The sequence below is a fragment of the Nocardioides terrigena genome (genome assembly GCF_003047265.1).
Taxonomy (GTDB): Bacteria; Actinomycetota; Actinomycetes; order Propionibacteriales; family Nocardioidaceae; genus Nocardioides; species Nocardioides terrigena.
Window position 1 is genome coordinate 1 of sequence record NZ_PZYY01000015.1, and the last position, 24,157, is coordinate 24,157.

General features: G+C 72.5%; 29 protein-coding genes. 17 read left to right on the top strand and 12 right to left on the bottom strand.

The window, feature by feature from the left end:
- Positions 1 to 137 precede the first annotated feature (137 nt).
- From DAE25_RS21735 to DAE25_RS21745, 3 genes are all read right to left on the bottom strand, one after another.
- Complete coding sequence (locus DAE25_RS21735; RefSeq protein ID WP_107768301.1) at positions 138 to 998, bottom strand: DUF3097 domain-containing protein; 861 nt, start codon at positions 996 to 998, stop codon at positions 138 to 140.
- 61 nt (positions 999 to 1,059) lie between these two features.
- Positions 1,060 to 1,410 (bottom strand): hypothetical protein, encoded by a 351-nt coding sequence (locus DAE25_RS21740; RefSeq protein WP_107768303.1) that lies wholly within the window; start codon positions 1,408 to 1,410, stop codon positions 1,060 to 1,062.
- Between the two features lie 48 nt (positions 1,411 to 1,458).
- Positions 1,459 to 2,319: an MBL fold metallo-hydrolase gene (locus DAE25_RS21745; protein WP_107768305.1), complete on the bottom strand. Its 861-nt coding sequence runs from the start codon at positions 2,317 to 2,319 to the stop codon at positions 1,459 to 1,461.
- Positions 2,320 to 2,401: 82 nt separating this feature from the next.
- Here DAE25_RS21745 and hrcA point away from each other — a divergent pair, with 82 nt between their 5' ends.
- From hrcA to DAE25_RS21760, 3 genes are read left to right on the top strand one after another with little or no spacing between them, the layout of a single operon-like run.
- On the top strand, positions 2,402 to 3,430 hold the full coding sequence (gene hrcA / locus DAE25_RS21750) for a heat-inducible transcriptional repressor HrcA (RefSeq protein ID WP_107768307.1): 1,029 nt from the start codon (positions 2,402 to 2,404) through the stop codon (positions 3,428 to 3,430).
- Positions 3,427 to 4,608, top strand: coding sequence for a molecular chaperone DnaJ (gene dnaJ / locus DAE25_RS21755; protein ID WP_107768309.1), 1,182 nt, complete (start codon positions 3,427 to 3,429; stop codon positions 4,606 to 4,608). Before hrcA ends, dnaJ begins: the two co-directional genes overlap by 4 nt.
- Positions 4,609 to 4,621: 13 nt before the next feature.
- The gene (locus tag DAE25_RS21760) at positions 4,622 to 5,362 is read left to right on the top strand and encodes a 16S rRNA (uracil(1498)-N(3))-methyltransferase (protein ID WP_107768311.1); all 741 of its coding nucleotides are present in this window, start codon (positions 4,622 to 4,624) and stop codon (positions 5,360 to 5,362) included.
- 30 nt (positions 5,363 to 5,392) lie between these two features.
- Here the strand turns inward: DAE25_RS21760 and DAE25_RS21765 are convergent, their stop codons facing one another.
- Positions 5,393 to 6,328 (bottom strand): Gmad2 immunoglobulin-like domain-containing protein, encoded by a 936-nt coding sequence (locus DAE25_RS21765; RefSeq protein WP_107768313.1) that lies wholly within the window; start codon positions 6,326 to 6,328, stop codon positions 5,393 to 5,395.
- Between the two features lie 74 nt (positions 6,329 to 6,402).
- Between DAE25_RS21765 and DAE25_RS21770 the strand changes: the two genes are divergently transcribed.
- Both DAE25_RS21770 and DAE25_RS21775 read left to right on the top strand, forming a co-directional pair.
- Positions 6,403 to 6,762 carry a histidine triad nucleotide-binding protein gene (locus DAE25_RS21770; RefSeq protein ID WP_107768315.1) on the top strand — a complete coding sequence of 120 codons (360 nt, stop codon included), beginning with the start codon at positions 6,403 to 6,405 and terminating at the stop codon, positions 6,760 to 6,762.
- Positions 6,759 to 7,970, top strand: coding sequence for a hypothetical protein (locus tag DAE25_RS21775; RefSeq protein ID WP_107768388.1), 1,212 nt, complete (start codon positions 6,759 to 6,761; stop codon positions 7,968 to 7,970). Before DAE25_RS21770 ends, DAE25_RS21775 begins: the two co-directional genes overlap by 4 nt.
- 16 nt (positions 7,971 to 7,986) lie before the next feature.
- On the opposite strand, the gene DAE25_RS21780 is transcribed toward DAE25_RS21775, so the two are convergent.
- Positions 7,987 to 8,262: a hypothetical protein gene (locus DAE25_RS21780; protein WP_056888347.1), complete on the bottom strand. Its 276-nt coding sequence runs from the start codon at positions 8,260 to 8,262 to the stop codon at positions 7,987 to 7,989.
- Positions 8,263 to 8,332: 70 nt separating this feature from the next.
- Here DAE25_RS21780 and DAE25_RS21785 point away from each other — a divergent pair, with 70 nt between their 5' ends.
- Genes DAE25_RS21785 through era form a run of 6 tightly spaced genes read left to right on the top strand, consistent with a single transcriptional unit; the run spans position 8,333 to position 13,201 of the window.
- The gene (locus DAE25_RS21785) at positions 8,333 to 9,352 is read left to right on the top strand and encodes a PhoH family protein (protein WP_107768317.1); all 1,020 of its coding nucleotides are present in this window, start codon (positions 8,333 to 8,335) and stop codon (positions 9,350 to 9,352) included.
- Positions 9,349 to 9,816: an rRNA maturation RNase YbeY gene (gene ybeY / locus DAE25_RS21790; RefSeq protein ID WP_107768319.1), complete on the top strand. Its 468-nt coding sequence runs from the start codon at positions 9,349 to 9,351 to the stop codon at positions 9,814 to 9,816. The genes DAE25_RS21785 and ybeY overlap by 4 nt, the downstream gene beginning before the upstream one ends.
- The gene (locus tag DAE25_RS21795) at positions 9,816 to 11,123 is read left to right on the top strand and encodes a hemolysin family protein (RefSeq protein ID WP_107768390.1); all 1,308 of its coding nucleotides are present in this window, start codon (positions 9,816 to 9,818) and stop codon (positions 11,121 to 11,123) included. Before ybeY ends, DAE25_RS21795 begins: the two co-directional genes overlap by 1 nt.
- Positions 11,116 to 11,442 carry a cytidine deaminase gene (locus DAE25_RS21800; protein WP_107768321.1) on the top strand — a complete coding sequence of 109 codons (327 nt, stop codon included), beginning with the start codon at positions 11,116 to 11,118 and terminating at the stop codon, positions 11,440 to 11,442. The genes DAE25_RS21795 and DAE25_RS21800 overlap by 8 nt, the downstream gene beginning before the upstream one ends.
- Positions 11,439 to 12,215: a siderophore-interacting protein gene (locus tag DAE25_RS21805; protein WP_107768323.1), complete on the top strand. Its 777-nt coding sequence runs from the start codon at positions 11,439 to 11,441 to the stop codon at positions 12,213 to 12,215. The genes DAE25_RS21800 and DAE25_RS21805 overlap by 4 nt, the downstream gene beginning before the upstream one ends.
- Positions 12,212 to 13,201 carry a GTPase Era gene (era, locus tag DAE25_RS21810; protein ID WP_107768325.1) on the top strand — a complete coding sequence of 330 codons (990 nt, stop codon included), beginning with the start codon at positions 12,212 to 12,214 and terminating at the stop codon, positions 13,199 to 13,201. Before DAE25_RS21805 ends, era begins: the two co-directional genes overlap by 4 nt.
- A 31-nt stretch (positions 13,202 to 13,232) precedes the next feature.
- Here era and DAE25_RS21815 read toward each other — a convergent pair whose 3' ends face one another.
- From DAE25_RS21815 to DAE25_RS21825, 3 genes are all read right to left on the bottom strand, one after another.
- Positions 13,233 to 13,715, bottom strand: a complete 483-nt coding sequence (locus tag DAE25_RS21815; protein WP_107768327.1) for a GNAT family N-acetyltransferase — start codon at positions 13,713 to 13,715, stop codon at positions 13,233 to 13,235.
- Positions 13,716 to 13,887: 172 nt separating this feature from the next.
- Complete coding sequence (locus DAE25_RS21820) at positions 13,888 to 14,733, bottom strand: septum formation family protein (RefSeq protein WP_107768329.1); 846 nt, start codon at positions 14,731 to 14,733, stop codon at positions 13,888 to 13,890.
- A 15-nt stretch (positions 14,734 to 14,748) separates the two neighbouring features.
- Complete coding sequence (locus tag DAE25_RS21825) at positions 14,749 to 15,234, bottom strand: flavodoxin family protein (RefSeq protein ID WP_107768331.1); 486 nt, start codon at positions 15,232 to 15,234, stop codon at positions 14,749 to 14,751.
- A gap of 94 nt (positions 15,235 to 15,328) precedes the next feature.
- Between DAE25_RS21825 and DAE25_RS21830 the strand changes: the two genes are divergently transcribed.
- The 5 genes from DAE25_RS21830 (at position 15,329) to DAE25_RS21850 (ending at position 20,481) form a co-directional block, all read left to right on the top strand.
- The gene (locus tag DAE25_RS21830) at positions 15,329 to 16,087 is read left to right on the top strand and encodes a class I SAM-dependent methyltransferase (protein ID WP_107768333.1); all 759 of its coding nucleotides are present in this window, start codon (positions 15,329 to 15,331) and stop codon (positions 16,085 to 16,087) included.
- A 216-nt stretch (positions 16,088 to 16,303) separates the two neighbouring features.
- A complete protein-coding gene (gene leuA, locus DAE25_RS21835; protein ID WP_107768335.1) occupies positions 16,304 to 18,040 on the top strand; it encodes a 2-isopropylmalate synthase in 1,737 nt (578 codons plus the stop codon).
- 29 nt (positions 18,041 to 18,069) lie between these two features.
- Positions 18,070 to 18,927 carry an alpha/beta fold hydrolase gene (locus tag DAE25_RS21840; protein WP_056888335.1) on the top strand — a complete coding sequence of 286 codons (858 nt, stop codon included), beginning with the start codon at positions 18,070 to 18,072 and terminating at the stop codon, positions 18,925 to 18,927.
- Between the two features lie 17 nt (positions 18,928 to 18,944).
- Positions 18,945 to 19,673, top strand: a complete 729-nt coding sequence (gene recO, locus DAE25_RS21845) for a DNA repair protein RecO (protein ID WP_107768337.1) — start codon at positions 18,945 to 18,947, stop codon at positions 19,671 to 19,673.
- 28 nt (positions 19,674 to 19,701) lie between these two features.
- Positions 19,702 to 20,481: an isoprenyl transferase gene (locus DAE25_RS21850; protein WP_107768339.1), complete on the top strand. Its 780-nt coding sequence runs from the start codon at positions 19,702 to 19,704 to the stop codon at positions 20,479 to 20,481.
- Positions 20,482 to 20,497: 16 nt separating this feature from the next.
- Here DAE25_RS21850 and DAE25_RS21855 read toward each other — a convergent pair whose 3' ends face one another.
- From DAE25_RS21855 to DAE25_RS21870, 4 genes are read right to left on the bottom strand one after another with little or no spacing between them, the layout of a single operon-like run.
- Positions 20,498 to 20,893, bottom strand: a complete 396-nt coding sequence (locus DAE25_RS21855) for a Fur family transcriptional regulator (protein ID WP_107768341.1) — start codon at positions 20,891 to 20,893, stop codon at positions 20,498 to 20,500.
- Complete coding sequence (locus DAE25_RS21860; protein ID WP_199907725.1) at positions 20,880 to 21,914, bottom strand: metal ABC transporter permease; 1,035 nt, start codon at positions 21,912 to 21,914, stop codon at positions 20,880 to 20,882. The genes DAE25_RS21855 and DAE25_RS21860 overlap by 14 nt, the downstream gene beginning before the upstream one ends.
- On the bottom strand, positions 21,911 to 22,714 hold the full coding sequence (locus tag DAE25_RS21865) for a metal ABC transporter ATP-binding protein (RefSeq protein ID WP_107768343.1): 804 nt from the start codon (positions 22,712 to 22,714) through the stop codon (positions 21,911 to 21,913). The genes DAE25_RS21860 and DAE25_RS21865 overlap by 4 nt, the downstream gene beginning before the upstream one ends.
- Positions 22,708 to 23,664: a metal ABC transporter substrate-binding protein gene (locus tag DAE25_RS21870; RefSeq protein WP_107768345.1), complete on the bottom strand. Its 957-nt coding sequence runs from the start codon at positions 23,662 to 23,664 to the stop codon at positions 22,708 to 22,710. The genes DAE25_RS21865 and DAE25_RS21870 overlap by 7 nt, the downstream gene beginning before the upstream one ends.
- Before the next feature lie 77 nt (positions 23,665 to 23,741).
- Between DAE25_RS21870 and DAE25_RS21875 the strand changes: the two genes are divergently transcribed.
- Positions 23,742 to 24,056, top strand: coding sequence for an antibiotic biosynthesis monooxygenase family protein (locus DAE25_RS21875; RefSeq protein ID WP_107768347.1), 315 nt, complete (start codon positions 23,742 to 23,744; stop codon positions 24,054 to 24,056).
- Positions 24,057 to 24,157: the final 101 nt, after the last annotated feature.

Sequence of the window (24,157 nt, forward strand, 5' to 3'; positions counted from 1 at the left end):
CCAGAACCGTCGATCGAACTCACGTGGATGCTTCGGACGACCCATGACAACAACTCCTCAACATCGAGGTGTTGCATCACTCCCTAGAACCCGCCCGACATTCCGGGGTCCGTTCGTCACGGACTACCCCGAGAGAGTCAGGCCCCGGGGGCGGTCACGAAGTCGATGAGCTCCTCGACCCGGCCGAGCAGCGCGGGGTCGAGGTCCTCGAAGCCGCGGACCCCGCCGAGGATGTGCTTCCAGGCCATCGCGATGTCGGTCTGGTTGCGGTGCGGCCAGCCGAGCTGCTGGCAGGTGCCGGTCTTCCAGTCGATCGAGCGGGGCACGTCGGGCCAGCGGTCGAAGCCGAGCCGCTGGGGCTTGACGGCCTGCCAGACGTCGATGAACGGGTGGCCGACGATCAGCACGTGCTTGCCGACCGGGGACTTCGCGATGTTGGCGGCGATCCGGCTCTCCTTGGAGCCGCGGACGAGGTGGTCGACGAGCACCCCCACCCGGCGCTGCGGTCCGGGCTTGAAGTCGCGCAGGTGGTCGGCCAGGTCGTCGACCCCGCCGAGGAACTCCACGACCACGCCCTCGATGCGCAGGTCGTCGCCCCAGACCTTCTCGACCAGCTCGGCGTCGTGGCGACCCTCGACGAAGATCCGGCTGGCCCGGGCGACGCGGGCCTTGGCGCCGTGGACGGCGACCGAGCCGCTCGCCGTACGCGTCTTCCTGGCCGGGCCACCGGCCCTCGCCGGCGGGACGAGGACGACCGGTCGGCCCTCCAGCAGGAAGCCGGGGCCGAGGGGGAAGGTACGCCGCTTGCCGCGGCGGTCCTCCAGCGTCAGGGTGTCGAGGTCACGGTCCACGGCGACGATCTCGCCGCACCAGTCGGTGGTGACCTCCTCGACGACCTGGCCGAGGTCGGCCGGCGCCTCGGTGGCGCGGCCGTTCTTGGGCGCGCGCCAGTCGGTCTTGAGGACGTCGGAGCCGTAGCGGTCTGCGGGGGAAGGCACCGGACAACGCTAGGTCGAGCACCCGGCGGCGTGGGGGTGCCACGCCGCCCGGAGTCGCCGATCAGCCGGAGATGCCGGCGCCCTGGGCCCCGTCGCCGCTCACGGACTCGGGGTCGGTCTCGGACTCGCCGTCCTCGGTGCTGGGCGTCTCCCCCGAGGACTCGTAGGTGCCGGTGGTGTCGTCCTGCGTGTCCTGCATGCCGAGCTCGTCGGCGTCCTTGGTGGCCTCGTCGTCGGGGTCGAGGGGCTCGGCGAGGGGGTTGTCCTCGCCGGGCTGCAGGTCCTCGGGGAGCTGCTCGTCGGAGACGCCCGAGAGCTGCTGGTCGTCGGGGGACTGGGTGCCGCCCTCGTGGTCGGCGTCGGCCTCGCTGGTGGTGGCGCTGGCCTGGGGCAGGTCGCTGGATTCGCTCATGCGTCGTTCCTACGCGACCTCCGGGCCCGCGTACACCCCCCTAGGGACTCAGATGAGCGGCAGCCGCTTCTGGCTCCGGGGCAGGTGCTCGTAGCCGAGCCGCACGGCCGAGGTGAGCAGCGTCCGGTCCCACGGCCACTCGCCCTCCTCGAGCGCCCGGCCGACGGGGACGCCGCGGCTCGCGAGGTCGCGGATGGTCTCGGCGATGACCCCGAGCTCGTTGCGCTGCTCGTGGACGTAGTCCTTGTCGACGAGCCGTCCGTGGCCGGGGACGACGACGGTCTCGTCGGTGGTGAGCCCGAGGACCAGGTCGAGGGTGAGCGGCCACTCGAGCGGGAAGGAGTCGTCGCCGATGAACGGCTTGTCCGACTCCTCCACGAGGTCCCCGGCGACCATCACGTCGGCGTCGGGCACCCGGACGACGAGGTCCCCGGCGGTGTGGCCGCGGCCGGGGTGGATCAGCTCGACGATGCGGTCACCGAGGTCGAGGGCGTACGCCGAGGAGAAGCCGTGGGTCGCCGGCCGCAGGGTGGTGTCGAGGATCTCCGCGGCCCGCGGGTTGTCACCCACCTGAGCCGGGTCGGGGCGCGCGCCGGCGCGGACCATCTGCTCGAGCGCGAAGTCGGTCGCGTGGATCGGCAGGTCGCTCCTCCCGGCGGCGATCACGTCGTTGCCGAACCAGTGGTCCCAGTGGTCGTGGGTGTTGACCAGGGCCGTGACGGGACCGGCGCCGAGGCGTCGTACGGCGTCCGCGACCTCGCCCGCCGCGTGCGCCGAGCCGTGCGTGTCGATCATCACCATGCCGTCGGAGCCACCCACGAGGGTGACGTTGACCTGCATCCATGCGTGGTGCGCCACCCACACACGGTGCGCGACCTCGACGAAGGACGGCTCGCTGGTGTCAGTCATGGGAGCGACCCTAGTAGGCTTGGCACTCACGCTCAGCGAGTGCCAGTCACGGCACCACGGCACCCACCCGGAGGAGGACGCGATGGTCGAGGACCGCAGGCTCGCCGTCCTCCGCGCGATCGTCGAGGACTACGTCGCCACCGAGGAGCCCGTGGGCTCCAAGGCGCTCGTCGAGCGCCACAGCCTCGGCGTCTCGCCGGCGACGGTGCGCAACGACATGGCGGCCCTGGAGGACGAGGGATTCATCCACCAGCCGCACACCAGCGCCGGCCGGGTGCCGACCGACAAGGGTTACCGGCTCTTCGTCGACCGGCTCACCGGCGTCAAGCCGATGAGCGTGGCCGAGCGTCGGGCGATCACCACCCTGCTGGACGGGGCGGTGGACCTCGACGACGTCGTACGCCGCTCGGTGCGGCTGCTGAGCCAGCTCACCCGGCAGGTCGCGATCGTGCAGTACCCCACCCTGTCGCGCAGCACGGTGCGCCACGTCGAGTTCGTCTCGCTGACACCCACCCGGGTGATGCTCATCCTGATCCTCAGCACCGGGCGGGTCGAGCAGCGGCTCGTCGAGCTCGGCGCCGAGGTCACCGACGAGCAGCTGGCCGACCTGCGGGCGCGGGTCAACCAGGCGGCCGCGGGGGAGCGGATCGCCGACGCCACCCAGGCGCTCGGCCGGCTCCCCGACGAGGTCGCCCCGGAGACCGCCGCGATCACCCGCGACGTCGTGACGTCGCTGGCCGACGCGATGTCCGACCACCGCAACGACGAGCGCGTGGCCGTCGGCGGGGCCGCCAACCTGGCCCGCTTCGGCGACAACTTCGACACCGCGGTCCGACCGCTCCTCGAGGCCCTCGAGGAGCACGTCGTGCTGCTCAAGCTGCTCGGCGAGGCCACCACCGGCGACTCGGTGACGGTGCGCATCGGCCACGAGGGTCCCTACTCCGAGCTCTCCTCGACCAGTGTCGTGGCCACCGGCTACGGCCCCGCAGACCAGGCCTTCGCCACGCTCGGCGTGGTGGGCCCCACCCGCATGGACTACCCCGGATCCATGGCTGCCGTGCGAGCCGTTGCACGGTACGTCTCCCGGATCCTCGACGAAGGACACCAGTGACCCAGGACCTCTACGAGCTGCTCGGCGTCTCCCGCGACGCTGACGCGGCTGCCATCAAGAAGGCCTACCGGGGCCTTGCCCGTCAGTTCCACCCGGACGTCAACCCGGACCCGGCGACGCAGGAGAAGTTCAAGGAGGTCTCCCGCGCCTACGAGGTCCTCTCCGACCCGCAGAAGCGGGCGGCGTACGACCGGGGCGGCGACCCCTTCGGCGGCGGCCAGGCCGGCTTCGGCCAGGGCCAGGGCTTCTCGTTCACCGACATCATGGACGCGTTCTTCGGGGGCGGGGCTCCCGGCGGCGGCGGCGGCGGCCAGGGCCGCGGTCCCCGCCAGCGCGTACGACGCGGGCAGGACGCCCTCATCCGGCTCGACGTCGAGCTGGCCGAGGCGGCGTTCGGCACCACCAAGGACCTCAAGGTCGACACGGCCGTGGTCTGCACGACCTGCCACGGCGACGGTGCCTCCCCGGGCAGCACGCCGATCACCTGCGAGACCTGCCGCGGCGCCGGCGAGGTCGCCCAGGTGCAGCGCTCGTTCCTCGGCGAGATCCGCACCCTGCGCCCGTGCGCGGCCTGCCGTGGCTTCGGCCAGATCATCCCGGACCCCTGCCGCGAGTGCTCCGGCGAGGGCCGCGTGCGCTCGCGCCGCAACCTGACCGTCAAGATCCCGGCCGGCGTCGACCACGGCACCCGCGTCCAGCTCAGCGACCAGGGCGAGGTCGGTCCCGGCGGCGGGCCGCCCGGAGACCTCTACGTCGAGATCCACGTCGACGCGCACCCGACGTTCACCCGGCACGGCAACGACCTGCACTGCACGGTGACGCTGCCGATGACCGCCGCCGCGCTGGGCACGACGCTGACGCTGCCGCTGCTCGAGGCCGACCTCGAGACGGCCGAAGACTCCGACGTCCGCACCGACTACGAGCTGGAGATCCGCCCCGGCACCCAGTCCGGCAGCGAGCAGGTGCTGCGCGGCTTCGGCGTCCCCGGCCTCCGCGGTGGCCGCGGCGACCTCGTCGTCAACGTCTCCGTGGACACCCCGACCCGCCTCGACGCCCGCCAGGAGGAGCTGCTGCGCGAGCTGGCCGCGATCCGGGGCGAGGAGTCTCCCGACGGAGCCGTCCAGGCCCCCGCGAAGTCGATGTTCGGCCGGCTGCGCGACGCCTTCAACCAGCACTGACGGTCCCGGTCGCATGAGCCTCCCGGTCCATCTCGTCCCGTCGCTCGACGGCGTCGCGGTCGGCGCGGACGTCGAGGTGACCGGCGACGAGGCCCACCACGCCGTCGCCGTACGCCGCCTGCGCCTCGGTGAGCGGGTGGTGCTGACCGACGGCGAGGGCCGCTCGGTGACCGGCGAGGTCACCTCCACGGGCAAGCGGGTGTTCGCCGTCGAGGTGGCCTCCGTGGCCGCCACGGACCGGCCGACGCCGGCCTTCACCGTCGTGCAGGCCCTGCCCAAGGGCGACCGCGGCGAGCTGGCCGTGGAGGTGCTCACCGAGGTGGGCGTCGACGTGGTCGTGCCGTGGGCCGCCGCCCGGTCGGTGGCCGTCTGGAAGGGCGAGCGCGCCGTCAAGTCCCACGCGAAGTGGCAGGCCACCGCCCGCGAGGCCGGCAAGCAGTCCCGGCGCTCGTGGCTGCCGACCGTGTCCCCGCTCGCGTCGACCGACGCCGTCCGCGACCTGGTGGTCGCGGCCGACCTGGCCGTGGTGCTCCACGAGGACGCGACGACCCCGCTGTCGGGCGTGGAGGTCCCCGCCACGGGGCGCGTCGTCGTGGTCGTCGGCCCCGAGGGCGGCATCGCCCCCGAGGAGCTCGCTTTGCTGGAGGCGGCCGGGGCGCTCACCGTCCGCCTGGGCGACGAGGTGCTGCGTACGTCGACCGCCGGCGTCGTCGCCGTGGCCGCCCTGCTCTCCCGCACCGACCGCTGGCGCTGAGGCCGTCGGTCCTGCCGCAGCCCCGCCGCGTCAGCGGAGGGTGAAGTCCTTGGTGTCCTCGTGCGGTCCGGCACCCTCGGTGCCGCCGGACGGGTCGTCGGTGCGGGCGACGAAGGTGTAGTCCCCGGGCTCGAGGGTGGAGACGTCGATCGACGCCTGCCAGGGGTAGAGCTTGCCCATCCAGCCCGACGCCGTCGCGAAGCCGTCGAGGACGACCTCGTCACCGCGCAGGATCTCCCACGGCACGGTGGCCTCGAAGGACGACGCCACGCCGCTCGCCTCGAGCGTGTCGCCCTCGACGGTCGCGCCCTGCTCGGGGGTGGTGACGTTGACCAGGCCGGAGACCGCGATGGGGTCGGCGGCCGTGAAGGGCGCCTCGGTGCTGATCCCGAAGAGCACCGGGTCGCTACCGGTGCGCTGGACCTGCACCGGCACCCGCTCCTGCTGGACCCCCTGGAGCGTGTAGACCAGCTGCTGGACCGCGAGGCGTGCCGAGCGCCTGGACATGCCGTCGGGCCGGTCGGTGAAGCCGTCGCCGGGGATCGTCACGAGGAGCACGCCGTCGGTGGCCTGCACGCTCTCGATGCCCACGCCGGGCCACTCGGTGCGGTAGTCGGGGTCCAGGGGTGTCCCGCCGTCGACCAGGCCGGCCGCCTCCAGCAGCCTGTCGCCCGAGACCTGTTGGAACTCCCGGAACAGGCGCGGCCCCTGGGGCGTGTCGCCGACGTAGTAGACCGGCACGGCGCTCCCGCCGGCCTCGCCCGATGCCTCCCCGTCGCCCCCGGCGGGGGACTCCGACCCCTCCTCGCCCGGCTCCTGGGTCGGCTCGTCTGTCGGGGTCTCGGTCGCCGTGGCGCCCGCGGGTGCCGGGTCGTCGGTGGGCGGCTCGTCCTCCGAGCAGGCGGACAGGCCCGAGGCCAGCCCCACGGTGAGGGCGGCGTACAGGGCCAGGGAAGCGGTGCGCATGCGTTTCACGCTAGTGGGACGTACGGCGACCGGTTTCGGTTACACGCCGGGGACCACGGATCTAAGGTGGAGCCATGACCGCGCCAGCACGTCCCGACGACTGCCTGTTCTGCAAGATTGTCGCCGGCGACGTCCCCGCCGAGATCGTGCGGGCCGACGAGACGACGGTGGCCTTCCGGGACATCCACCCGCAGGCACCCACCCACGTGCTGGTGGTCCCGCGCAGCCACTACGCCGACGCCGCCGAGCTGGCCCACCACGAGCCGGCCGGGCTGGCCGACGTGCTGCGGGCGGCCGCCGACATCGCCGAGCGGGAGGGCCTGACCGAGGGCTACCGCGCCGTCTTCAACACCGGCGCCGGCGCCGGGCAGACCGTCTTCCACGCCCACCTGCACGTGCTCGGCGGGCGCTCGCTCCAGTGGCCCCCCGGATGAGCACCCGGCTCGCGGCGCTGGTCGCCGTCGTCGTCCTCGTCCTACCGGGCTGCTCGAGCACCGACGACGAGCACCCGGCCGGCCACGAGGCCACCGACACCACCGGCGCGGGCGCCACCGAGCCGTCGGCCGACGAGTCGACGGACTCGGCTCACGACGACCACGGGTCCGCCGAGCCGGCCGCGGAGGTCCCGCTGCGCAAGGGCGAGCGCCGCGAGACCCTCGCCATGCCGGCGGCGTACACCCCCTCCGCGCCCTACGGCACGGGCACCGACGACTACCGCTGCTTCCTGCTCGACCCCGGTCTCGAGCGCGACACCTGGCTGACCGGCACGACGGTGCAGCCGGGCAATCCCGAGGTCGTCCACCACGTGATCCTGTTCCAGGTGCCCGCGGAGCAGGTCGCCGCCGCCGAGGAGAAGGACGCGCAGGAGGACGGCGAGGGCTGGACCTGCTTCGGCGGCACCGGCCTCGACGCCTTCCAGCAGGTCGACGACGCCGCGTGGATCGGGGCGTGGGCGCCCGGCGGCGAGGAGTCGGTCCGCAAGCCGGGGTACGGCGTCAAGCTCGCCCGCGGCTCCCGGATCGTCATGCAGGTGCACTACAACCTGCTCGCCGGCACCCAGCCGGACACCTCGGCCGCCCAGCTGCGGCTCGCTCCCGGCGACCGGGACCTCGAGGAGCTGCACACCATGCTGCTCCCGGCGCCCGTCGAGCTGCCGTGCCGCGCGGCGTACGACGACGGGCCGCTGTGTGATCGCGACGCCGCGATGATGGACGTCATGCAGCGCTTCGGCGCCGAGGGCTCGCGGACCGCCAACGTGCTCTACCTGCTGTGCGGTGGGGAGCCCGACCCCGGCCAGGTGCAGAGCTGCACCCGCACCGTGCACGAGCCGATGACCATCCACGCCTCCGGCGGCCACATGCACCTGCTCGGCCGCGAGATCAGCGTCGTCACCAACCCCGGCACCGACCGGGCCGAGACGGTGCTCGACATCCCGGTGTGGGACTTCGACGACCAGGGCGCCCGCGACATCGAGCCGGTCTCGCTGCAGCCCGGCGACACGGTCGAGGTCACGTGCAAGCACGTGCAGTGGCTGCGCGACGAGCTGCCGTCCTTCGAGGGGCAGCCCGACCGCTACGTCGTCTGGGGCGAGGGGACGACCGACGAGATGTGCCTCGGGATGCTGCAGGTCAGCAAGCCCTGACCGCCCGGCGCCGCCTTCAGAAGAGGTAGCGCAGCCGGAGCACGGCGAAGACCACCGGCATCCCGAAGACCACGAGCATCGCCCACGCCGTGACCCGGTGCCACGGCTTGGAGGCGTCGAGGCGGCCACCGAAGTCCAGCAGGGCGCCCTCGACCGTGTGGTGCGTCAGACCCATCCGGCGCGCGTCCTCGGGGAGGTGCTGGCCCGGGAACCACATCGGCTCGGTGTCGTCGTCGTGGTCGTCGGGGTCCTCGTCGTACCACTCGTGGACGTCGCGGTCGGCACCCGGCATGGGGACACCGTACTGGCGGAGGGGTTCTCGGTGGGCGCTCTCGCCCGCGCTCGCTAGCATGGACCCACCCATGACTGAGACTCCTTACCCCTCCCACACCGTCGTCGTGCCCAACAGCATCGACATGGTCAGCGTCCTCGGCCCCGGCGACGAGCACCTCGGCCTCATCGAGCGCGCGTTCAAGGCCGACGTCCACGTCCGCGGCAACCGCATCACCCTCACCGGCGAGCCGGCGGAGGTCGCCCTCGCCGAGCGCCTGCTCGACGAGATCGTGACCATCATCCGCACCGGTCAGGGGGTCACGACCGAGACGGTCGAGCGCATCATCTCGATGATGCGCGCCGAGACCACCGAGCGTCCCGCGGACGTGCTGTCCCTCAACATCCTCAGCAACCGCGGTCGCACGATCCGGCCCAAGACTCTCAACCAGAAGCGCTACGTCGACTCGATCGACAAGCACACGATCACGTTCGGGATCGGCCCCGCGGGCACCGGCAAGACCTACCTGGCGATGGCCAAGGCCGTGCAGGCGCTGCAGGCCAAGGACGTCAGCCGGATCATCCTGACCCGCCCGGCGGTAGAGGCGGGCGAGCGGCTCGGCTTCCTGCCCGGCACGCTCTCGGAGAAGATCGACCCCTACCTGCGCCCGTTGTACGACGCGCTGCACGACATGCTCGACCCGGAGACGATCCCCAAGCTGCTCGCGGCCGGCACCATCGAGGTCGCCCCGCTGGCCTACATGCGCGGCCGGACGCTCAACGACGCCTTCATCATCCTCGACGAGGCGCAGAACACCTCGCCCGAGCAGATGAAGATGTTCCTGACCCGCCTCGGCTTCGGCTCCAAGATCGTCGTCACCGGGGACGTGACCCAGGTCGACCTCCCCGGCGGCGTCCAGTCCGGCCTCCGCGTGGTCGAGGGCATCCTCGACGGCGTCGAGGACGTGGTCTTCAACCGGCTGACCGCCAGCGACGTGGTGCGGCACCGGCTCGTGGGCCGCATCGTCGCGGCGTACGACGCCTTCGACGCCACCCAGCCCGAGCGACCGAGCCACCAGCGCGACTCGCGGCCGCGGGGGACCACCCGATGAGCATCGAGGTCCTCAACGAGTCCGAGCAGGAGCTCGACGTACGCCGGCTCTCCACGCTGTCGCGCTTCGTGATGGACAGGATGCGCGTCCACCCCCTCGCCGAGCTGTGCATCAAGGCGGTCGACGAGGACACCATCGCGCAGCTCAACCGGCAGTGGATGGACAAGGACGGTCCCACCGACGTGCTCGCCTTCCCGATGGACGAGCTGCGCCCCGGCAAGGTCAACGAGGAGCCCGAGGAGGGGGTCCTCGGCGACCTCGTGCTGTGCCCGACCGTGGCGGAGCGCCAGGGGACGGAGGCCGGTCACGGCACCGTCGCCGAGATCGAGCTGCTCACCGTGCACGGCATCCTCCACCTCCTCGGCTACGACCACGCCGAGCCCGCGGAGCACGAGGAGATGTTCGGCCTCCAGGCCCAGATCCTCGAGGAGTGGCGGGCCTCGGCCCCTGATCAGCCCCAGTGATCGGTGACATCTGGCTGCTGCTGGTGGCGGCCGCGCTCGTCGTGCTGGCCGGGCTCTTCTCCGCCGCCGACGCGGCCATCGGAGGCTTCTCGCGCGCCCGTGCCGAGGAGCTAGTCGCGGAGGGCGCGTCGGGCTCCAAGCGCCTGCTGACGATCCTCGACGACCCGGCCCGCTACCTCAACACCGCGCTGCTGCTGCGGCTCCTGTGCGAGACCGCGGCCATCGTGCTCGTCGCCCTCTGGGTCCACGACCTGTACGACGGCGACTTCTGGCCGGCCTACGCCACCGCCGTCGGGGCGATGCTGGTCGTGTCCTTCGTCGTCATCGGTGTCGCCCCGCGCACCGTGGGGCGCCAGCACGACCAGCGGGTCGCGACCCTGTCGGCCGGCCCGCTGTCCTTCGTGACGACCGTGCTCGGCCCGTTGCCCCGGCTGCTGATCCAGCTCGGCAACGCGATCACGCCCGGCAAGGGCTTCCGCGAGGGACCGTTCTCCACCGAGACCGAGCTCCGCGAGCTCGTCGACCTCGCCGAGGCCTCGGCGGTCATCGAGTCGGGCGAGCGCAAGATGATCCACTCGGTCTTCGAGCTCGGCGACACCATCGCCCGCGAGGTGATGGTGCCCCGCACCGACGTCGTCTACATCGAGCGCTACAAGAACCTGCGCCAGACGATGTCGCTCTTCCTGCGCAGCGGCTTCTCCCGGGTGCCGGTCGTGGGGGAGAACCTCGACGACATCGTGGGCATCGCCTACCTCAAGGACCTGGTCCGGCGCGACTTCGAGCAGCCGGACGTCGAGTTCACCCAGCGCGTCGACGAGGTCATGCGACCGGTCTACTGGGTCCCCGAGTCCAAGCCGGTCGACGCCCTGCTGAGGGAGCTGCAGGCACGGCGCCAGCACATCGCGGTCGTCGTCGACGAGTACGGCGGCACCGCCGGCCTGATCACGATCGAGGACGTCCTGGAGGAGATCGTCGGCGAGATCACCGACGAGTACGACGAGGAGGAGGCCGACGTCGAGTACCTCGAGGACGGCACCTACCGCGTCTCCTCGCGGTACCCGGTCGACGACCTCGACGAGCTGGTCGGCATCTCCGTGCACGACGAGGACGTCGACAGCGTGGGCGGGCTGATGGCCAAGCAGCTGGGTCGGGTCCCGATCCCCGGCTCGATCGTCGAGGCGCACGGACTGCGCTTCGAGGCCGAGCGGGTGTCCGGGCGCCGCAACAAGATCGGCACGGTGCTCGTGAGCACGGTGTCCGAGCGCGACCACGAGGACCACGACGAGGAAGACCACGACGATGACTGACGCCACCCTGCCCGCCGAGGACGCCAAGCTCGTGACCCTGGCCCGCGCCACCCGGGCTCGCACCGGTGCCGCGGAGGGAGCGGCGGTGCGCGACCTCGACGGGCGGACCTACGCGGCCGCCACCGTGGCGCTGGAGTCGTTGTCCCTGACCGCGCTCGAGGTCTGCGTCGCGATGGCGATCGCGTCGGGCTCGCGGGGTCTCGAGGCTGCGGTCGTGCTGACCGCGGCCGACGGGACGCCCGACCTGGCCGCGGTCCACGAGTTCGCCGGCGCCGACGTCGTCGTGCACGTGGGCGACCACCGGGGGACGCTGCGGTGAGCACCCGAGCCGCGACGTACGCCGCCCAGGTCCTGCGCCGCGAGCAGCTCTCGTCGCACTTCGTGCGGCTGGTGCTCGGCGGGCCCGGTCTCGCGGACTTCACGTCGACCGGCGTGCCCGACGAGTGGGTGGCCCTCACTGTGCCCGGGCAGTTCCAGACCCGCTACTACACCGTGCGGTCCTGGTCCGGCGGCGAGCTGGTGCTCGACGTCGTCGTGCACGAGACCGGCCTGGTGACCGAGTGGGCCTCCACGGACTGTGTCGGCGACACGGTGACCGTGAGCGCGCCCAAGGGCTCGTTCGCGATGCCGGACGACGCGGCCTGGCTGCTGCTCGTCGGCGACCTGACCGCGCTGCCGGCCATCGCCCGGATCATCGAGACGGTCTCGGCGCCCGTCACCGCGTGGGTGGAGACGCCGGACGAGCCGATCCGCGACTACGTGGCCGGCGACGTCACCTGGACGACGCCCCCCGCGGGCGTCGAGACCGCGACGGCTGACGTCGTCACCTCCATCGACTGGCCCGAGGGCGAGGGCTACTTCTGGATGGCGGGGGAGTCCGCCCAGATGCGGGCGATCCGCAAGCACCTGATGCGCGAGCGGGCGCTGCCGACGGCGGCGTACGACGTGATGGGCTACTGGCGCGGCGGGGGCCAGCAGCGACAGCCCCGTGCAGTGGATCCGGGACCCATCTGGCGCGCCGGCAAGGCGGCAGGGAAGAGTGACGAGCAGATCTGGGCCGACTACGACGCAGCGCGAGAGAAGATCGAATGAGCAACGAGCACGACAAGGACTTCGACGTCAGTGGCGTCGAGCCGGCCGGACCGATCTACGGCACCCGGCCGGAGGGGTTCCGCAGCGGCTTCGCGAGCTTCGTCGGACGTCCCAACGCCGGCAAGTCGACGCTGACCAACGCGCTGGTGGGCAGCAAGATCGTCATCACCTCCTCCAAGCCGCAGACGACCCGCACCGTCGTGCGCGGCATCGTGCACCGGGCCGACGGCCAGCTGATCCTCGTCGACACCCCCGGCCTGCACCGTCCGCGGACGCTGCTCGGGGAGCGCCTCAACGACCTCGTGAAGACGACCTGGGCCGAGGTCGACGTGGTCGCGGTCTGCTTCCCGGCCAACGAGAAGATCGGTCCCGGCGACCGGTTCATCGTCAAGGAGCTCGGCAAGGTGCGCCGCACCATCAAGATCGCGGTGGCGACCAAGACCGACCTGGTCACGCCCGAGGAGCTGGGCGAGCACCTGCTCGACATCGCCAAGCTGGGTGCCGAGACCGACACCGAGTGGGCCGAGATCGTGCCGGTCTCCGCCGTCTCCGGCGACCAGGTCGGACTGCTCGCGGACCTGCTCCTCGCGCAGCTGCCGGAGGGGCCGCCGCTCTACCCCGACGGCGACCTGACCGACGCGCCCGAGGAGATCCTCGTCGCCGAGCTGATCCGCGAGGCCGCGCTCGAGGGCGTGCGCGACGAGCTCCCGCACTCCATCGCCGTCGTGGTCGAGGAGATGAACCTCCGCGAGGGCCGCGACGACGACAAGCCGCTGCTCGACATCTACGCCAACCTCTACGTCGAGCGCGACTCGCAGAAGGGGATCATGATCGGCCACAAGGGCGCCCGCCTGCGCGAGGTCGGCACCGCCGCCCGCAAGCAGATCGAGTCGCTCCTCGGCACGCCGGTCTACCTCGACCTGCACGTCAAGATCGCCAAGGACTGGCAGCGCGACCCGCGTCAGCTCCGCAAGCTCGGCTTCTGAGCGGCCCGTCCGCTCACCGCGAGGTCCGCACTCACGGGTGTCGGCGGAGCAGCTCGATCCGGAGGTCGGACCCCTCGCGCAGCGGCGTCCACTCGCCGGTCGGGACGAAGCCCTGCTGCTCGTAGAGCCGGCGGGCGGTGTCGTTGCCGTCCGTGACGTGCAGCTCGACCGTGGTCGCCCCGCGGGTGCGGGCGTGCTCGACGAGCCAGCCCAGCAGGGCGCGGGCATGACCGTGGCCCCGGGCCTCGGGGGCGGTCCACATCCCCCAGACCATCATCCGGTCGGGGTCCTCGGGCAGGTGCCAGCCGGCGCCCATGGCGACGAGGCGGTCCTCGTCGCGCACCGCCAGGATCGGGTCGCCCTGGTCGAGCCGGGCCTTCCAGGCCTCGTCGGCCTGTCCCTCGGCGTCGCTCAGGGTCATCCCGAAGGCGGTGGGTGCGTCCGCCAGCGCCCGCAGGCGGATCTCCCGGAACTCCTGCCAGTCGTCGGGCCCGAGCCGCTCGATGGTCGCCATGGGCGTGAGCCTGCCAAACGGCGGGGGTCCGGGCCACCGAATTCGGACGGACGTGTCCCCCCGTGCTGCCGGTCCAGACTGTGCGTGGAAGCACCGACGAGAGGCGCCGGACCGTGCATCCACGCACACTCGACGCGACTGCTTGCCGCTCGATCGGCGAGCGCGGCGAGGATCAGACCGGGACCCAGCAGATGCCGTACCGCTGACCCGCCTCCCACTGGTCCTGGGTGGGGCGCTCCTCCGACCACGTGAAGTCCAGCGGGTCGTCCGCCTGAGCGCGCGCCGCCGAGCGACAGGGCGACTGCATCCGCGACGCCGCCTGGGCGGCGGTGGGGTAGGCCGACCCCGGCAGGTCCACGGTCGAGATCGCCCGCCATGCGGGGGTGCCGACGCTGCAGACGACGCGCTCGAAGGACGCCGCGCCGGGATCGGCGGTGCCACACATGTCGAAGCGGTCCGACGACGCGACCAGGCCCTGCGAGTCCGGCGGGAGGGGGAGCAGCTCCTCGGCGGAGGCGAGGGCGACGACGTCGCAGCGGAACCAGTCGGCCGCGGCGGCCGCGTCCTCCACCGACGGGGTGAACCACACCGGCTGCACCATGCTCAGGCGACGGTCCTGGACCGAGCCGCCCACGTGCTCACCGAGCAGCCCGGTGCAGGTCCGGGCGACCTCGGCCTGGACGTCCGGGGAGTCGACCGCCCGCAGGTGCCCGTCGCTCACCAGGTCGAGGCGGCCGATCTTGAAGGTCTGCGCCGTGTGTCGCTGCCCGCAGGGCACGTCGGCGCCTGCGACGACCGGCGCGATCGCCTGGTCGTACGTCAGGAGGTGGCAGCCGTCCTTGGTCGGCCGCTCCGGCTGGACGACCGCCGTCGGCGACTGTGACGAGGGGGAGGCTGTCGAGGCGGAGGGGGACGACGAGGGCGACGACGTGGGGGAGGACGGCGAGCCGCTGCACCCCGTGGCGGCGATGCCCAGGACGGTCGCGAGGACGGCGGAGACGAGCCCGCGGTGCGCCATACCCTGTCCGTCCGTTCAGTCGCTCAACAGCGCGGCGATCGTACCGCCGAGCTCGTACGCCGCCGCGCGCTCGGCGTCGCCGACCTCGCCGAGGACCTCGAGCACCGGGGCGGACCGCTGCCACGGCAGCGCACCGACGATGGACTCCACCGACCGCACTGCGCCGGTCGTGTCGTAGCGGCCGTGCACCCACAACCCGAACGGCCGCCGGCCGCCGGTGCCGCCGGAGGCGGACCCGTCGTCGGTCAGCGCGCCGCCGGCCTCGAGGAAGATCGTGTCGAAGAAGTGCTTGAGCGCCCCGGACATGTAGGCGAAGTTGGCCGTCGTCCCGAGGAGGTAGCCGTCGGCGCCGAGGACGTCCTCGGCAGTGGTCGCCAGCGCCTCCCGCTCGACGACCTCGACGCCGCGGATCGTGTCGTCGCGAGCCCCCGCCAGCACCGCCTCGGTCAGCGACCGCACCAGCGGCGTGGGGGAGTGGTGGACGACGAGCAGGCGAGCCATGGGCCGAGGCTACGGCGCCGGTCGCAGCGCCCGCGCAAGGGACGGGCCGATCGAGGGGCGACGCCGGGGCCCACGAGGAGTAGCGTGGTACGGCATGGGCTTCGACGTGCCCGGCGAGGCGTACGACCGGTTCATGGGGCGCTACTCGCGTCCCCTCGCCGGGATGCTCGCCGACTGGCTCGAGGTCTCCGAGGGCCAGCGGGCGCTCGACGTCGGGTGCGGCCCGGGCGCCCTGACCGGCCACCTCGTCGAGCGGCTCGGCGCAGCGCAGGTGGCGGCGGTGGATCCGTCGCCGACCTTCGTCGAGGCGTGCCGGTCCCGCTTCCCCGGCGTCGACGTCCGGGAGGGCACGGCCGAGGCGTTGCCGTACGACGACGGGTCCTTCGACGTCGCCGGCTCCTGCCTGGTCGTCCACTTCATGCAGGACCCGGTCGGCGGGCTCGCAGAGATGGCCCGCGTCACCCGCGCCGGCGGCCGGGTGGGCGCGACGGTGTGGGACCTGCACGGCCGGCGCGAGCCGATGGCCCCGTTGTGGGGCGCACTGGAGGAGATCGACCCCGACCACCCGGGCGAGCGGAGGCTGCCCGGCGGGGCGGAGGGCCAGCTGGTGGCCATCCTGGAGGGAGCGGGCGTGCGCGACGTCGAGGGCGCCGAGATGGCCGTGACCGTCACCCACCCGACCTTCGAGGAGTGGTGGGAGCCCTACCTCCACGGGGTCGGCCCGGTGGGCGAGTCCGTCGCGGCCCTGGGCCCGGTCCGCCGTGAGCAGCTGCGGGCGACATGCCGTGAACGCCTCGGGGACGGTCCGTTCGACCTCACCGCGGTCGCGTTCGCGGCCCGCGGCCGCGCCTGAGCGTCGTACGCCGGTGCTCGACGTCGTACGTCGTGGGCGTGGCGTCTCACGGCGGGAGGACGGGGAGGCGCACACAACGGGACCGGGCTACGCTGGACGCATCATGACGCGCAGCCTCCTTCTTCGCTGCCGCAGCGAGGCCTGACCCAGCCGGCCTCCTCGCTGCGGAGAGCGTGCTGTGCACCGGCGCCCGTCACCAGCGACATCGAGGACCTCATGATCATCAGCACCCCGCCCCACGAGCGGAACCCCCAGCAGCCCAGCGGCATGAAGCACGAGCGCTACGTGCCGTTCATCCCGGTCGACCTGACCGACCGCACTTGGCCCACCCAGCGGATGACGCAGGCGCCCCGCTGGTGCGCGGTCGACCTGCGCGACGGCAACCAGGCGCTCATCGACCCGATGAGCCCGGCCCGCAAGCGAGAGATGTTCGAGCTCCTCGTCAAGATGGGCTACAAGGAGATCGAGGTCGGCTTCCCGGCCGCGTCGCAGACCGACTTCGACTTCGTGCGGATGCTCATCGAGGAGGACCTGATCCCCGACGACGTCGTCATCCAGGTGCTGACCCAGGCCCGCGAGGAGCTGATCGAGCGCACCTACGAGTCGCTGCGCGGGGCCAAGCAGGCCATCGTGCACCTCTACAACTCGACGTCGACCCTGCAGCGCCGCGTCGTCTTCGGCCTCGACGAGGACGGCATCCAGGACATCGCCGTCCGCGGCGCGGAGATCTGCAAGAAGTACGAGGAGCTGGTCCCCGGCACCGACGTCTTCTACGAGTACTCACCCGAGTCCTACACCGGCACCGAGCTCGAGTTCGCCGTGCGGGTCTGCAACGCCGTCCTCGACGTCTTCGAGCCGACCGCCGAGCGCCCCGTGATCATCAACCTGCCGGCGACGGTCGAGATGGCCACGCCCAACGTGTACGCCGACTCCATCGAGTGGATGGGCCGCCACCTGCACCACCGTGAGCACGTCATCCTCTCCCTGCACCCGCACAACGACCGCGGTACGGCGGTCGCGGCGGCCGAGCTCGGCTACCTGGCCGGCGCGGACCGCATCGAGGGGTGCCTGTTCGGCAACGGCGAGCGCACCGGCAACGTCTGCCTGGTGACGCTGGGCCTCAACCTGCTCACCCAGGGCATCGACCCGCAGATCGACTTCTCCGACATCGACGACATCCGGCGCACGGTCGAGTACTGCAACCAGCTGCCCGTCCACGAGCGCCACCCCTACGGCGGCGACCTCGTCTACACCGCCTTCTCCGGCTCCCACCAGGACGCCATCAAGAAGGGCTTCGAGGCCCTCGAGGCCGACGCCGAGCACGCCGGCGTCCACGTCGACGACCACGAGTGGGCGGTCCCCTACCTGCCCATCGACCCCAAGGACGTGGGCCGCAGCTACGAGGCGGTCATCCGGGTCAACAGCCAGTCCGGCAAGGGCGGCGTGGCCTACATCCTCAAGCACGAGCACAAGCTCGACCTGCCCCGCCGGGCCCAGATCGAGTTCAGCCGCGTCATCCAGCAGCGCACCGACACCGAGGGCGGCGAGGTCGCGCCCGCCGCCATCTGGGAGGCGTTCCGCAGCGAGTACCTCGACCGCGAGCGTCCGCTGTGGCTCGACTCCGTCCACACGAGCAGCGCCGCCGGCGAGAAGGACCAGCTCACCACCCAGGTCTTCGTCGACGGCGAGCTCACCAGCCTCTCCGGCGAGGGCAACGGCCCCATCGCGGCGTTCGTCGACGCGATCAACGGCCTCCCGCAGGCCGCCGAGCGGGGCTGGGACGTCCGGGTGCTCGACTACCACGAGCACGCCCTGTCCTCGGGCGGCGACGCCATCGCGGCGGCGTACGTCGAGTGCGCGGTCGGCGAGAAGGTCCTGTGGGGCGTGGGGCTCGACGCCAACATCGTCACCGCGTCCCTCAAGGCGGTCATCTCCGCGGTCAACCGCGCCTGACAGTCGCGGGATGCCCTAGATTGCCCGCCATGTTGGTCAGCGAGCGGATCGGCCAGTTCTTCCTCGAGCACGCCGGGGGACGGGACCGGCTCGAGTACACCGAGTACGGCTCGGGCGACGCGTGGGTGGTGCTCCTGCACGGCCAGCTGATGCCGCGCCGGATGCACCAGCCGCTCGCGCGCGCCCTGGCCGCCGAGGGTCTCCACGTGGTCACCCTCGACCTGCTCGGGCACGGCCGCTCCGACCGCCCCGCGGACCCGTTGTCCTACTCGATGACCGCCTTCGGCGAGCAGGTGGTCGCCCTGCTCGACCACCTCGGTGCCGAGCAGGCGATCATCGGCGGCACCTCGCTGGGGGCCAACGTGTCGCTCGAGGTCGCGGTGCTGGCCCCCGGGCGGGTCCGCGGGCTGCTGCTGGAGATGCCGGTCCTCGACAACGCCCTCGAGGCCGGGATCATGGCCTTCGCACCACTGCTGTTCGCCGCCCGCTTCATGCCCCTGACCGTCTCCGCGCTGCGCTGGGTGACCCGGCCCGTCCCGCGCGGGCTCGTGCCGTTCTGGGTGGGGATCGGGCTCGACACCTGCAACCAGCAGGCGGCCCCGATGGCCGCGGCCGTGCACGGGATCTTCTTCGGACGGGTCGCGCCGTCCTCGGCGCAGCGACGCGCCATCCAGGTCCCGGCGCTGGTCGTCGGCCACCCGGCCGACCCGATCCACCCGGCCGCCGACGCCGCCATGCTGGCGGCCGAGATGCCGAACGCGCAGTTCGTCCGGGCCCGCAGCATCCTGGAGTGGCGTTCCGCCCCCGAGCGGCTCAACACCCTGGCAGCCGGCTTCGCGCGCTCGTGCTGGGACTCCCCGCGGGGCGCGCGGCGTCGTACCCCCTGACGGGGCAGAATGGCCGGGTGCCCCTCTACCGCGACGAGGCGGTCGTGCTGCGCACCCACAAGCTGGGTGAGGCCGACCGCATCATCACCCTGTTGACCCGCCACCACGGCCGGGTCCGTGCGGTGGCGCGCGGCGTGCGGCGTACGTCGTCGCGCTGGGGCTCGCGGCTGGAGCCCTTCAACCACGTCGACCTCCAGCTCGCCGAGGGCCGCAACCTCGACACGATCACCCAGGCCGAGACCATCGACCCCTTCCACTCCCGGCTCGGGCTCGACTACGAGCGCTACACGTCGGGCACCGTGATGCTCGAGACCGCCGAGCGGCTGGTCACCGAGGAGAAGGAGCCCGCGGTCCAGCAGTTCCTGCTCCTCGTCGGCGGTCTGCGCGCGATGGCGGGCGGCGAGCACGAGGCCGGCCAGGTGCGCGACTCCTACCTGCTGCGCTCGCTGTCGGTGGCGGGCTGGGCACCGTCCTTCGACCACTGCGTCTCCTGCGGCGTCGAGGGGCCGCACCGCTACTTCAACCCGTCGGCGGGCGGTGTGCTGTGCCGGCTGTGCAAGCTGCCCGGGTCGGCGACCCCCGCCGAGGAGACCCTGCGCCTCGGCGCGGCCCTGCTCACCGGCGACTGGCCGCTGGTGCACGCCGCCGAGCCGCGCCACCTCAAGGAGGCCAGCTCCCTGGTCGCTGCCTACCTCGCCTGGCACGTCGAGCGCGGGCTGCGCTCGATGGCGTACGTCGAGCGCTGACGCGTCCCGCCTGACTAGGGTTCGTCCCGTGAAGCGAAGCGTCCGACCGCCGACCCCGCACCCCAGCGGCGCCCGGCCCCCCGCCGTGCCCGCCGACCTCGTGCCGCGCCACGTCGCCATCGTGATGGACGGCAACGGCCGCTGGGCCAAGGACCGCGGGCTGCCGCGTACCAAGGGGCACGAGCAGGGCGAGAGCTCGCTCTTCGACGTCGTCGAGGGCGCCATCGAGATCGGCGTCAAGGCGATCTCCGCCTACGCCTTCTCCACCGAGAACTGGTCGCGCTCGCCCGACGAGGTCAAGTTCCTCATGGGCTTCAACCGCGACGTCATCCGCCGCCGCCGCGACGAGATGCACGAGCTCGGTGTCCGGGTCCGCTGGGCCGGCCGGGCGCCCCGGCTCTGGAAGTCCGTGGTCAAGGAGCTCCGGGTCGCCGAGGAGATGACCCGCGACAACGACGTGCTGACGCTCACCATGTGCGTCAACTACGGCGGCCGCTCCGAGCTCGTCGACGCCGCCCGCTCGATGGGCCGGGCCGTGGCCGAGGGCCGGCTCGACCCCGACAAGATCGACGCCCGCACCTTCGCCCGGCACCTCTACGTCCCCGAGCTCTCCGACGCCGACCTCGTGTGGCGCACGTCGGGGGAGCAGCGGTTGTCCAACTTCATGCTCTGGCAGGCGGCCTACAGCGAGCTCGTCTTCACCGACGTGCTCTGGCCCGACGTCGACCGGCGCCACCTGTGGCAGGCCGTCGAGCAGTACGCGCGTCGCGACCGCCGCTACGGCGGGGCGCTGCCCAACCAGACCTGATCCGTCCGCCGCGGGGTCAGTGCCGCGGGCAGGTGCCGAAGATCTCCAGCGTGTGCGAGACGTCGGCGAAGCCGTGCTCGGCGGCCATCGCGTTGGTCCAGCGCTCGACGGCCGGCCCCTCGATCTCCACCGTGGCCCCGCACTCGCGGCAGACGAGGTGGTGGTGGTGCGTGTCGGAGCAGCGACGGTAGACGGCCTCGCCGTCCTCGGTCCGCAGCATGTCGACCTCGTGCGACTCGCTGAGCCGCTGGAGGGTGCGGTAGACCGTGGCGAGCCCGACCTTGGCGCCGCGCCGGTCGAGGAGGTCGTGGATCTCCTGGGCGCTGCGGAAGTCGTCGAACGAGGCGAGGGCCTCGGTCACGGCGATCCGCTGCCGGGTGGGGCGCAGGGGCTGGCGGTCAGTGCTCGTCATAGTGCTCTCCGTGGGGCGCGTGCCGGTGGCCGTCGTGGACGTAGTCGACGTGGTCGCCGTGCCGGACCGCGGGGTGCCCGCAGTCGTCGCCGTGCTCGTGGGGGTGCTCGTCATCGGTGTGGCCGGCGACCTGGTGCGGGTCGGGGGAGTCGACCGCCAGGATGGGGAACGGCTCGGCGAGGCGCCGGCGCCGGCGCAACCACACGCCGACCGGCCAGGTGGCGGCGAACATCGCCAGCGCGAGCAGCACGATCGAGGGGCCGGGTGCCACGGTCGCCTGCGCGGACAGCCAGGCGCTGCCGACCAGGCCGCCGACCGCCGCGATCGCGCCGATGACCATGGCGGCCAGCAGCGTCGTGCGGAAGGACCGGGCCAGCTGCTGCGAGGTGGCGACCGGGACGACCATGAGGGCCGAGACCAGCAGCAGCCCCACCGTGCGCATCGCGACGGTGACGCTCACCGCGGCCAGCACGGCCACGAGCAGGTTGTAGAACCGCACCTGCAGCCCCATGACCCGGGCGAACTCGGGGTCGGAGGCGACCGCGAAGAGCTGCGGGAGCAGGCCGAGGGTGAGCGTCAGCACGACCACGGCCAGCCCGGCGGTGTACCAGACCTCGGTGGAGCTGATGCTCGTCACGGAGCCGAACAGGTAGACCTGCAGGCTGTTGGCGCCCTCGCCGGCGAGCCCGGTGATGAGCACGCCACCGGCCAGGCCGCCGTAGAAGAGCAGCGCCAGCGCGACGTCTCCGTTGGTGTGTCCCTGCTCGCGGATCACCTCGATGAGCACGGCACCCAGGATCGCCACGACCACCGCCGTCCACGTCGGGGAGGTCCCGGTGAGCAGCCCGAGGGCGACGCCGGTGACGGCCACGTGGCCGATCCCGTCGCCCAGCAGGGCCAGCCGGCGCTGCACGAGGAACGTGCCGATGGCGGGCGCGGCCAGCCCGGTCAGCAGGGCCGCGAGCAGCGCCCGCTGCATGAAGTCGCGATCGAGGAGGTCGGCGAGCTCGGCGAGGCTCATCGGCCACCCTCCCGCGGGTCGTGCGACATCGTGTCGAAGGGGGAGCCGACGTGCGGCACGTGGTCGTGCCGGGCGTCGACCGGGTGGTGGTGGCCGTGCACGTCCTCGTGCGAGAGCGGCGTGCCGTCGTACGCGATCCGCCCGTCCCGCATGACGACCGCCCGGTCGACGAGCGGCTCGAGCGGGCCGAGCTCGTGGGCGACCAGGACGACGGTGGCGCCGCGCCCCGAGAGGGTGCGCAGGGCGTCGGCGAGCGCGAGCTGGTTGGGCAGGTCGACGCCGGCGGTCGGCTCGTCGAGGAAGAAGAGCTCCGGCTCACCTGCCAGAGCGCGGGCGATGAGCACGCGCTGCTGCTGGCCGCCGGAGAGCGTGGACACGCCGTCGCCCGCCTTGTCGGTGAGCCCGACGACCTCGAGGGCGTCGTCGATGGCCGCCCGGTCGGCGCGGCCCGCGGGACGCAGCAGGCGGCGTCGGCTCAACCGGCCCGAGGACACCACCTCGCGGACGCTGGCCGGCACCCCGCCGGTGGCCGTGCCCCGCTGCGGGACGAAGCCGATCCGGTGCCGGTCCCCGAAGTCGTGCAGCGGGGTGCCGAAGAGGAGGACGGAGCCCTGCGTCAGCGGGCGCAGGCCGGTGAGGGCGCGCACCAGCGTGCTCTTGCCGGACCCGTTGGCGCCCATCAGGGCGACGAACTCGCCCTCCCGGACGATGAGGTCGTTGCCGCGCAGCACCGGCCGACCGCCGATCGCGACGGTGACGTCGCGGGCCTCGACGACCGGGGTGCCGGCGGCGTTCAGCATCCGTTGGCTCGTTGGAGCGCGGCGAGGTTCTGCTGCATGAGAGCAAGGTAGTCGCTCGCGTCGTCACCCTCGCCCGGTCCCTCGATCGGGTCGAGCACCGCGGTCTCCACCCCGGTGTCGGAGGCGAGGCCCTCGGCCATCGCCGGCGAGGCGAGGCGCTCGGAGAAGACGGTGGTGATGCCCTCGTCGGCGATCAGGTCCTCCAGCTCGGCGAGCACGGCGGGCGTCGGCTCGGCGTCGGGGGAGAGGCCCGCGATGCCCTCGAAGTGCAGCCCGTAGCGCTCGAGGTAACCGAACGCCTCGTGGCTGACGACCACGGTGTCACGCTCGCACGAGGCGAGGCCCTCGGTGAGCTCCGCGTCCAGGGCCTCGAGGTCGGCGCGCAGGTCGGCGGCGTTGCTGCGATAGGTCGCCGCACCGTCGGCGTCGACCTCGGCCAGGCCGTCGGCGACGGCGTCGGCGAGATCGGCCATCAGCAGCGGGTCCTGCCAGAAGTGCGGGTCGACGCCGCCGTGGTCGTGCCCGTCGCCCTCGGAGTGCTCCTCCTCCGAGGCGTGCTCGTCGCCCGCGTGCTGCTCCTCGAACGTGCGCAGCTCCACGGCCTGGGCGGCGTCCACCACGACCGCGTCCGAGACGTTGTCGATGGCCTCGTCGACGGCCGGCTGGAACTCGTGCTCGAAGACCACGACCTCCGCCTCGTCGAGGTCCGCCGTCTGGCTGATGCCCAGCTCGAGGTCGTGCGGCTCGCCGCCGGGCTGGGTGAGGTTGGTGACCTCCCAGTCGTCGCCCGCCACCCGCTCCGTGACCCACGCCAGCGGGTAGAAGGCGGCCACCGCCTGGCGGTCGGACCCCACGTCCGACCCGCCGTCCGAGCTGCCGCACCCGGCAAGGAGGAGGGCTGAGGCAGCGACGAGCGGGAGGACACGGGAACGGGTGGCGAACGGCAACATGAGAACGATTCTCAGCAACATGAGAATGATTGTCAACTCGGCAACCCGACCGCCGTCGTGGTCCCTATGATCGGCTCGTGCTGGTCGTCTCGAGGTTCCGTGTGCCCACCGCCGAGTCCGGCGACTTCCGGGCGGGCATCGACGCCGCCCACGGCGCGCTCGCCGCGCGGCCCGGCTACCTCGCCGGCACGGTCGGTCGCAACGTCGACGACCCCGAGCTCTGGGTGCTCACCACCACCTGGGAGCACGTGGGCGCCTACCGCCGCGCGCTGTCGTCGTACGACGTCAAGCTGCACGCCGTGCCGACGCTGAGCCGCGCGCTGGACGAGCCCAGCGCCTACGAGGTCGTCGAGCCCGGCACCGACCTCAACGTGGACATCCCGCGCGCCTGACCCGTCAGGGCTGCGTCAACGCGGCGGGGACGGGCATCAGGGAACCATCAAGGACGTCCCGGCGGGGGACCGGGCGGTCGTAGGACTGACCCATGCCCGAT

Bases quoted from the DNA above. Each gene is read 5' to 3' on its own strand.
- DAE25_RS21740 (WP_107768303.1), bottom strand. From the start codon at position 1,410: ATGAGCGAATCCAGCGACCTGCCCCAGGCCAGCGCCACCACCAGCGAG.
- DAE25_RS21745 (WP_107768305.1), bottom strand. From the start codon at position 2,319: ATGACTGACACCAGCGAGCCGTCCTTCGTCGAGGTCGCGCACCGTGTG.
- hrcA (WP_107768307.1), top strand. From the start codon at position 2,402: ATGGTCGAGGACCGCAGGCTCGCCGTCCTCCGCGCGATCGTCGAGGAC.
- DAE25_RS21760 (WP_107768311.1), top strand. From the start codon at position 4,622: ATGAGCCTCCCGGTCCATCTCGTCCCGTCGCTCGACGGCGTCGCGGTC.
- DAE25_RS21765 (WP_107768313.1), bottom strand. From the start codon at position 6,328: ATGCGCACCGCTTCCCTGGCCCTGTACGCCGCCCTCACCGTGGGGCTG.
- DAE25_RS21770 (WP_107768315.1), top strand. From the start codon at position 6,403: ATGACCGCGCCAGCACGTCCCGACGACTGCCTGTTCTGCAAGATTGTC.
- DAE25_RS21775 (WP_107768388.1), top strand. From the start codon at position 6,759: ATGAGCACCCGGCTCGCGGCGCTGGTCGCCGTCGTCGTCCTCGTCCTA.
- DAE25_RS21780 (WP_056888347.1), bottom strand. From the start codon at position 8,262: ATGCCGGGTGCCGACCGCGACGTCCACGAGTGGTACGACGAGGACCCC.
- DAE25_RS21785 (WP_107768317.1), top strand. From the start codon at position 8,333: ATGACTGAGACTCCTTACCCCTCCCACACCGTCGTCGTGCCCAACAGC.
- ybeY (WP_107768319.1), top strand. From the start codon at position 9,349: ATGAGCATCGAGGTCCTCAACGAGTCCGAGCAGGAGCTCGACGTACGC.
- DAE25_RS21800 (WP_107768321.1), top strand. From the start codon at position 11,116: ATGACTGACGCCACCCTGCCCGCCGAGGACGCCAAGCTCGTGACCCTG.
- era (WP_107768325.1), top strand. From the start codon at position 12,212: ATGAGCAACGAGCACGACAAGGACTTCGACGTCAGTGGCGTCGAGCCG.
- DAE25_RS21815 (WP_107768327.1), bottom strand. From the start codon at position 13,715: ATGGCGACCATCGAGCGGCTCGGGCCCGACGACTGGCAGGAGTTCCGG.
- DAE25_RS21820 (WP_107768329.1), bottom strand. From the start codon at position 14,733: ATGGCGCACCGCGGGCTCGTCTCCGCCGTCCTCGCGACCGTCCTGGGC.
- DAE25_RS21825 (WP_107768331.1), bottom strand. From the start codon at position 15,234: ATGGCTCGCCTGCTCGTCGTCCACCACTCCCCCACGCCGCTGGTGCGG.
- DAE25_RS21830 (WP_107768333.1), top strand. From the start codon at position 15,329: ATGGGCTTCGACGTGCCCGGCGAGGCGTACGACCGGTTCATGGGGCGC.
- leuA (WP_107768335.1), top strand. From the start codon at position 16,304: ATGATCATCAGCACCCCGCCCCACGAGCGGAACCCCCAGCAGCCCAGC.
- DAE25_RS21840 (WP_056888335.1), top strand. From the start codon at position 18,070: ATGTTGGTCAGCGAGCGGATCGGCCAGTTCTTCCTCGAGCACGCCGGG.
- DAE25_RS21855 (WP_107768341.1), bottom strand. From the start codon at position 20,893: ATGACGAGCACTGACCGCCAGCCCCTGCGCCCCACCCGGCAGCGGATC.
- DAE25_RS21860 (WP_199907725.1), bottom strand. From the start codon at position 21,914: ATGAGCCTCGCCGAGCTCGCCGACCTCCTCGATCGCGACTTCATGCAG.
- DAE25_RS21865 (WP_107768343.1), bottom strand. From the start codon at position 22,714: ATGCTGAACGCCGCCGGCACCCCGGTCGTCGAGGCCCGCGACGTCACC.
- DAE25_RS21870 (WP_107768345.1), bottom strand. From the start codon at position 23,664: ATGTTGCCGTTCGCCACCCGTTCCCGTGTCCTCCCGCTCGTCGCTGCC.